Raw genomic sequence first — 6,946 nt, forward strand, 5'->3', positions numbered from 1 at the left:
GGACTGGTAGTTCAGTTGGTTAGAATACCGGCCTGTCACGCCGGGGGTCGCGGGTTCGAGTCCCGTCCAGTCCGCCATCTTTTCCGATGTAAAAGGAAATGGAAAGACCACGGATCATACGATCTGAACGTCTCTCTGGTTCGTCAGCTTTACTATTTTACCTGCAATAAACGATTCATCCCGCAAATACGATTTCTCTGAAACGGTTTACCGTTGCTTCCCTCAAAAGACAGAATGATTTCTCGGGCACAATAGCACCGGCCATGTCCGCCGGAATACTGCTACCGCCTGCATTGCCTACGCCTCGTTTTTTAGTTATTGATCTAGTCTGTTTGACGCTGGTTACTGCCTGAGCAGTAGCGCCGTGACCCTGTGCGTCACCCGGTCCTGATGCTGACAACCGACGGTTACAGTCGCTTGTGGTCAGTCATACCCGGCAATCAGAATGCTTCCGTTCACCTTCAGTAATAGCCGAACCAGCCACATCGCTGGCAGCTGTGCCTGAGGAGCCCATCGTCGTCCTGGTCACTTGATACTGGTAACAACACGCCAAAAACCCGGGTATACAAGCCCATGTGGTTATTTATGACACTAGTCTGATAAAACTGCCTTTCTGTGAAACGAGTCATGCACTTGTCACAGACAAAAGCTAACGTCAGCCCTGCTTGAAGAGATGGCAATACGGAACCTTCGCGGTTTCAGTGCATCTTATACAACAAGCAGAGAGTGTCGAAAGGATTTTGGCACACCAGCTGCTTGGTAATTGGTACCACAAACAACAATAAGTCGCTTCTGATTGCAGAGGCATAGTTCGAGTCAGCTAAAAAGAGCTGATCATAAAGGAAAAGGAGAAAGATATGTCGGATTACACAGATGAGCTGCTAGATACCAGCTACGACGAGTACGATGACGACGTCGATGACGCCGTAGAAATGTAAGTCCCGGTTACAACTGCCGATACTGGCGTGGTGTTTCATTCGTCCAACGTTTGAAAGCACGCTGGAAGGCAGTTGCTGAACCAAACCCCGTTAAATAAGCAATTTCCCCCATGGTCAACGGCGTTTCTCTCAGATAACACGTTGCCAATTCCCGCCTTGCCTCATTCAAGACCTCTTGAAAACAGGTATTTTCTGCCGCCAACAAGCGTTTGATCGTCCAGCCGGGTTTCCCCATTTGCGCCGCCACATCCGCCAACTCCGGTGTCTTGCCCTTGAGTAATGGCGAAATCGCCCGAGCCACCTGCTCTGCCATCGACAAACCATGCCGCACTTGCAGTAATTCGGCTTCAGCCAGATCACACAGATAACGAAACTGGGATGCACAAGGATGGCTCAACACTCGTTCAAGGGCGCCATCACGGAGCACCAGCGCATTACACCCCGCACCGAACTGCACCGGACATGGCACAAACCGGCCATAGGCCTCGGCATAATCCGGAGCCTCAAATTCAATACAAAGCGACGCCACAAGCTGATCACCACAGGCCTGGTTCAACACGTTCATCCAGCCCACCAGCACCGAATCAACAACAAAACGATTAAACTCGTTATAGGGGCTGATCGAATAAAACTGTAGCCGCCCTCGCCCCTGTTCAACCACAAATGCCGAACGACCACGGGCATTAAAGCTGAACAATAATTCATAACGCACCAGCGCTTCGCAGGCCTCACGCAAGGTTGATGCACTGTGAGCAATCAAACCCGCCAGCCCCAGATTGGCAGGCCCTGTTAACGACCCCATACGCAGCCCCAGCCAGGGAGCTGCCGACGCCTCAATCAAGGCATGACCAGCACGCATAAAGCGCGGAATACTGACGCGGTTACCGGGTAACGCCAGCCGCGAGGCCGGTAACTGATACCCTTCCAGCACGGCTGTCGGATCAACCCCCTCAGCCCGGGCGGCACGGGCGAGTAATTCGACATAGGCGACGGACAGATCTCCCAGCTTCATGATTCAGGCATCAAAGCCATCCGACGAAGAGGACACGACCGGATGATCATTCCCCGACTCAAACGACGTCAGAAAACGGTAGGATAACGACATCATCACCAACGAGATCAGGCTGGTTACATAAGAACCAAAGGCGGCCAGATAATTCAGCAAGGTATTGTCCAGTAAAAACAGCAGCAGGAATGGCCCACTGATCAGTAGCGGCGCAATCCACACCACCATGACCAGCCGCGAACCGTTACCCTTGCTCAGCTTCCAGGCACGCTGGAAACTGGTGGTCTGGCCAACGGCGATTTCAGGCAAGGTTATCGCCAGCCGCGCACTCACATACAAGCCCGTCATAATGGCAAGCGCACCACCCAGCACCATCATTTGCTGCACTTGCAGCAATGCAAACAGTATTACTATTGGCGTAATCACAACCGAAGTCGCCAGCCCCATCAGCATCAATCGCATCAGATAACGCCACTCTTCCTGACGCCAGATGCCTTTTTGAACCAGACTTTTTTCCGGCATCAGTGTCATCCGATGACAGGCTGTCGCAAACACAACGCCCAACAACATGGAGACCAGCATAAAACCCAGCTGCCCGAATAGATGAGACTCCGACATCCAGGTACTACTGACCCAGTCCAGCCCCGCCAACAACAGCATCACCGGCAAGAATCGAGCGCTGACAATGCCCCGCTTGACCCACAACAATCCTAGTGACTCCTGCACGATATCCATCACCGGCAAGTCTGCATCGAGACCCAGTGGGCTCTTCATTCCTTTCTCCTGCTTGTTATGTCAATAATCACCGTCATCGCCAGTATAACCAAAGCGGATAGGTGGCTCATCTGCATGGCGCCCCGATACAGACCCGGTTTATCCATAAATGACTCCCCGCCCATCGACGGCAAGATGCAATACTCGACGAGATTATCACGACATTGCGATCCCAGGTTCATCGGTGCGGCGTTATCGTTGACCGAACCTTCCGATGATATTCAACTCATAACAAGCCAGGGTGCTCTGCCATAGCGGGAGTTTTCCCCTGTTCTGTGCGGTTGGAGGGTTAGCCTGTCAGTAACCAAAACACAATCATTGCACCAGTCGTCGCACACCGGTAATGATTTGGCGCATTCTTAACCTGTCATTAACCCTTACGCGGTGAGAATAGAATCAATCGAGACAGACACATTCGCAGGAATAACCATGAGACAGGCCAGCCGGTCTGTTGATTGGGTCGGGAAGCTGATTGCACCAGCATTATCACAACCAGAGGAATTTACGATGCGTTTGAAATACAAAAATGTGGCACTGGCCATGGTAACGGCCGTTATGTTGGCAGCTTGCGCAGGCCCTCATCACGGTGGTAGTGGTGGCCACAGTCATGATGGCAAGGCACATGACGGGAAGTCACATAGCAGTAAAGATTACAAGGAAGACCACCGCTAATACCACTGCCATAACGATGCTGGCTCTGTCCATATCCGCGATAACGGACATGGACAGAGCCACAGATATGGACAAATCCGCTAAACGGACAACGCCGCTCCCTGCGCGAGTTCGACCTGTCCTGCAGCAATACGAACCGGATAAGCCTTGACCGTTACTGCGTCATCTTCCAGGCATTCCCCCGTCGCCAGATCAAAATGCTGCTTGTACAGCGGCGAAGCCACTACGTAGCGCTCACCGATAGAGCCAACAATGCCACGAGACAACACATTGGCTCTGCCTATCGGGTCGTAATTGCCAATTGCAAACACCTGTTCAGTCTGGCCAAGACGAAACAGCGCCACCTGCTCTCCCTGATGCAAGGCACACACCCCGGTATCAGGGGCAATATCGGTCAACGCACAAATCTGAGTCCACTGAGTCATGGGATTTTTCCTTATTTGCCAGAATTCAAATCAACGAGTTCGATACGTTCAACATCGGTGGCCGGACGGCGCTGCCCCCGCTCACGGACATACAGCAAGTTATCGTCTGCCGCATCGGCATTGATGTAATGTTGGAAACGCTTCATTTTTTCAGGGCTTTCGATGGTTGTTTTCCACTCGCACTGGTACGTACCCACCACTTTCGTCATGCCGTTTTCCAGCTCATCCGCAATGGCCAGCTTGTCGTCAATCACCACCTGTTTCAGGTAGTCCAGCCCTCCTTCCAGATTTTCCAGCCAGACCGACGTACGCTGTAAGCGATCGGCGGTGCGAATATAAAACATCAGCACCCGGTCGATATAACGAACCAGGGTTTCATCATCCAGCTCGGTCGCAAACAGATCGGCATGGCGAGGACGCATCCCCCCGTTACCGCAGACGTACAGGTTCCAGCCTTTTTCGGTGGCGATCACACCAATATCCTTGGATTGGGCTTCAGCACACTCACGGGTACACCCGGAAACACCGAACTTGATCTTGTGCGGTGAGCGTAACCCCTTGTAGCGATCTTCCAGAGCAACAGCCATCGACACCGAATCCAGCAGGCCATAACGACACCAGGTAGAGCCCACACAGGACTTCACTGTCCGTAGTGATTTGCCATAGGCATGGCCGGTTTCGAAACCGGCATCCACCAGTTTTTTCCAGATTTCTGGCAGCTGATGTAGTTGTGCGCCAAACAGATCGATCCGCTGACCACCGGTAATCTTGGTGTACAGATCGTAGTCACGGCCGATTTCCCCCAGAACAATCAACTTTTCCGGAGTAATTTCACCAGCGGCAATACGCGGAACAATCGAGTAGGTACCGTCTTTCTGCATGTTACCGAGGAAAATATCGTTGGTATCCTGCAGGCCAATGTGCTCGTCCTTGAGAATGTATTCGTTGTTGAATGACGCCAGAATCGAGCCCAGCGCGGGCTTGCAGATTTCACAACCGTGGCCCTTGCCATGGCCTTCCAGCACCTGCTGGAAGGTCGTGTATTCTTGCACCCGGACGATATCGGCCAACTCAACACGGGTGTAGGCAAAGTGTTCACAAATATCGGTGTTCACTTCGACGCCCAATGCTTCCAGCTCGGCATCCATCACCTGCTTGACCAGCGCCGTACACCCACCACAACCGGTTGATGCCTGTGTGGCACTTTTAATATCTCCCATGGTGCAGCAACCGCCTTGCACCGCCTCGCTGATATCGCCTTTGCTAACGTCGAAACAGGAGCAGATCTGGGCCGTATCCGGCAAGGACGACACCCCCAGCCCAACCGCTTCCTGGCCATCCATTGCAGGCAGAATCAAGGCTGCCGGATTACCGGGAATATCCATGTCGTTCAGCATCAGCTGCAACAAGGTACCGTAGGCTTCGGAATCCCCAACCAACACGGCTCCCAGCAGTTTTTTTCCATCCTCAGAAACCACCAGTCGCTTGTAGACTTCGGTGACATCGTCACTGAATACATAACTGTGTGACCCGGCCGTGCGGCCGTGGGCATCGCCGATCGAAGCGACTTCAACTCCAAGCAGTTTCAGCTTGGTGCTCATATCCGCACCCTGGAAGGCGCTGGTGGCCGGTTCATGGGTTACGAGCTGGCTGACAATATGCCCCGCCGTCACCTTGGCCATCGCGTAACCCGGAGCGACCAAGCCATAGATTTTGTTATCCCACAGTGCACATTCGCCAATGGCGTAAATATCGTCTGCCGAAGTCTGGCAATAATCGTTAATAACGATGCCGCCGCGCTCACCGATTTCAAGATTGAACTGGCGCGCCAGTTCGTCTTGCGGGCGAATACCGGCCGAAAACAAAATCATGTCGGTTTCCAGAAAGGTACCGTCCACAAAATTCATGCGATAGCGGCACTCTTCACCGGCCACAATCTCTTTGGTGTTTTTCTCGGTATGTACCTGGACACCCAGGCTTTCGATTTTGCGCCGTAACAGCTTGCCGCCGCTTTCGTCCAGCTGCACCGCCATCAGGCGTGGAGCAAACTCGACAACATGGGTTTCCAGGCCGGCAGCTTTCAAGGCATTGGCCGCTTCCAGACCCAACAAGCCTCCTCCCACAACCACACCGGTCTTGCTGACTTTGGCGGCAGCAGAAATTGCTTCCAGATCTTCAATAGTGCGATAAACCAGACAGTGAGGCTGGTCTTTACCGGGAATCGGCGGCACAAACGGATAGGAACCGGTTGCCAGTACCAGCTTGTCGTAGCCTTCTTTGCGGCCACTGGCGGTGGTAACGGTTTTTTCGTGGGCATTAATCTCCACCACCTTGTCGTTCAGTGTGTAAATAACACCCTGGGACTGGTAGTCAGATTCGGTGGTCAAGGCGAGGTCTTCAGCGCTGGAGCCGGAGAAATACTTGCTCAGCTGCACCCGGTCATAGGCCAGACGCGGTTCTTCTGAGAAGGTAATAATATCGAATTCGGAGGAATGTTCTGAGGTGGCCAGTGTGTTGATAAAATTATGACCGACCATGCCGTTGCCAACAACGACGACGCGTTTCTTGCTCATGAGGGGAATCTCTCTATCTCATCATACGGATATGTGTCTCCTGTGTGCGTCGTTGCTCTGACCTTCTTTTTGCTCCATTGCAAAAAAAGGCATCAATCCGAAACAGCAATTAGGGTGCCAAGTCATAATAACGACCTGCTGTCTTCATAACCCAGTAGCCCGCCTGCTGGCAGCACCGCCACCTGCAATCCGCATAGTGAGTGCTTGAACACCCGACCTTCTCCTGCATCATGGTTGTAGTGATCAGCATAAAAGCTCCCGATACAGCGACCCCGCCCCCTCCTGTTACCGTGATCAGACACCTTATCTCGCACCACCAGCAAACACCGATAACCCCAAATGCGCCATGAGCGTGCAAGAATTCCCCCTGATTGGCTTGTCAGCCAGCAATATCTGGCACCACTGCCCCGCCGCCTCTTTTCTACCCTCGTATTCCCTGCTTTCTCCTTTATCAACCGCCCAAACCCCAGCCTGTTGACCCATAGGGGGCATCTATTTAATCCGGTGCTCACTCTGGGCTACCGGATGGTTTCGAATCACGAAGCCGACTTGCAGGCC

6 protein-coding genes and 1 tRNA gene are annotated in these 6,946 nt (G+C 52.9%); 3 read left to right on the top strand and 4 right to left on the bottom strand.

The window, feature by feature from the left end; translation table 11 throughout:
• Nucleotides 1-77 (top strand) — tRNA-Asp (locus Q8W22_RS16415).
• Between the two features lie 868 nt (nucleotides 78-945).
• On the opposite strand, the gene Q8W22_RS16420 is transcribed toward Q8W22_RS16415, so the two are convergent.
• Nucleotides 946-1,950, bottom strand: a complete 1,005-nt coding sequence (locus tag Q8W22_RS16420) for an AraC family transcriptional regulator (RefSeq protein WP_305415666.1) — start codon at nucleotides 1,948-1,950, stop codon at nucleotides 946-948.
• 3 nt (nucleotides 1,951-1,953) lie between these two features.
• On the bottom strand, nucleotides 1,954-2,718 hold the full coding sequence (locus tag Q8W22_RS16425) for a hypothetical protein (protein WP_305453083.1): 765 nt from the start codon (nucleotides 2,716-2,718) through the stop codon (nucleotides 1,954-1,956).
• Between the two features lie 429 nt (nucleotides 2,719-3,147).
• Between Q8W22_RS16425 and Q8W22_RS16430 the strand changes: the two genes are divergently transcribed.
• The gene (locus Q8W22_RS16430; protein WP_305453084.1) at nucleotides 3,148-3,390 is read left to right on the top strand and encodes a hypothetical protein; all 243 of its coding nucleotides are present in this window, start codon (nucleotides 3,148-3,150) and stop codon (nucleotides 3,388-3,390) included.
• An 80-nt stretch (nucleotides 3,391-3,470) separates the two neighbouring features.
• Here the strand turns inward: Q8W22_RS16430 and nirD are convergent, their stop codons facing one another.
• Both nirD and nirB read right to left on the bottom strand, forming a co-directional pair.
• Nucleotides 3,471-3,815 carry a nitrite reductase small subunit NirD gene (gene nirD, locus Q8W22_RS16435; RefSeq protein WP_303434560.1) on the bottom strand — a complete coding sequence of 115 codons (345 nt, stop codon included), beginning with the start codon at nucleotides 3,813-3,815 and terminating at the stop codon, nucleotides 3,471-3,473.
• Nucleotides 3,816-3,826: 11 nt separating this feature from the next.
• Nucleotides 3,827-6,388 carry a nitrite reductase large subunit NirB gene (nirB, locus tag Q8W22_RS16440; RefSeq protein WP_303434561.1) on the bottom strand — a complete coding sequence of 854 codons (2,562 nt, stop codon included), beginning with the start codon at nucleotides 6,386-6,388 and terminating at the stop codon, nucleotides 3,827-3,829.
• A 339-nt stretch (nucleotides 6,389-6,727) separates the two neighbouring features.
• Here nirB and Q8W22_RS16445 point away from each other — a divergent pair.
• Nucleotides 6,728-6,946, top strand: a 219-nt coding sequence (locus tag Q8W22_RS16445) for a hypothetical protein (RefSeq protein ID WP_305453085.1), incomplete at its 3' end; no start/stop codon positions are given.

This window comes from Oceanobacter sp. 1_MG-2023 (assembly GCF_030689025.1).
Classification (GTDB): domain Bacteria; phylum Pseudomonadota; class Gammaproteobacteria; order Pseudomonadales; family Oceanobacteraceae; genus Oceanobacter.

Bases quoted from the DNA above. Each gene is read 5' to 3' on its own strand.
- Q8W22_RS16420 (WP_305415666.1), bottom strand. From the start codon at position 1,950: ATGAAGCTGGGAGATCTGTCCGTCGCCTATGTCGAATTACTCGCCCGT.
- Q8W22_RS16425 (WP_305453083.1), bottom strand. From the start codon at position 2,718: ATGAAGAGCCCACTGGGTCTCGATGCAGACTTGCCGGTGATGGATATC.
- Q8W22_RS16430 (WP_305453084.1), top strand. From the start codon at position 3,148: ATGAGACAGGCCAGCCGGTCTGTTGATTGGGTCGGGAAGCTGATTGCA.
- nirD (WP_303434560.1), bottom strand. From the start codon at position 3,815: ATGACTCAGTGGACTCAGATTTGTGCGTTGACCGATATTGCCCCTGAT.
- nirB (WP_303434561.1), bottom strand. From the start codon at position 6,388: ATGAGCAAGAAACGCGTCGTCGTTGTTGGCAACGGCATGGTCGGTCAT.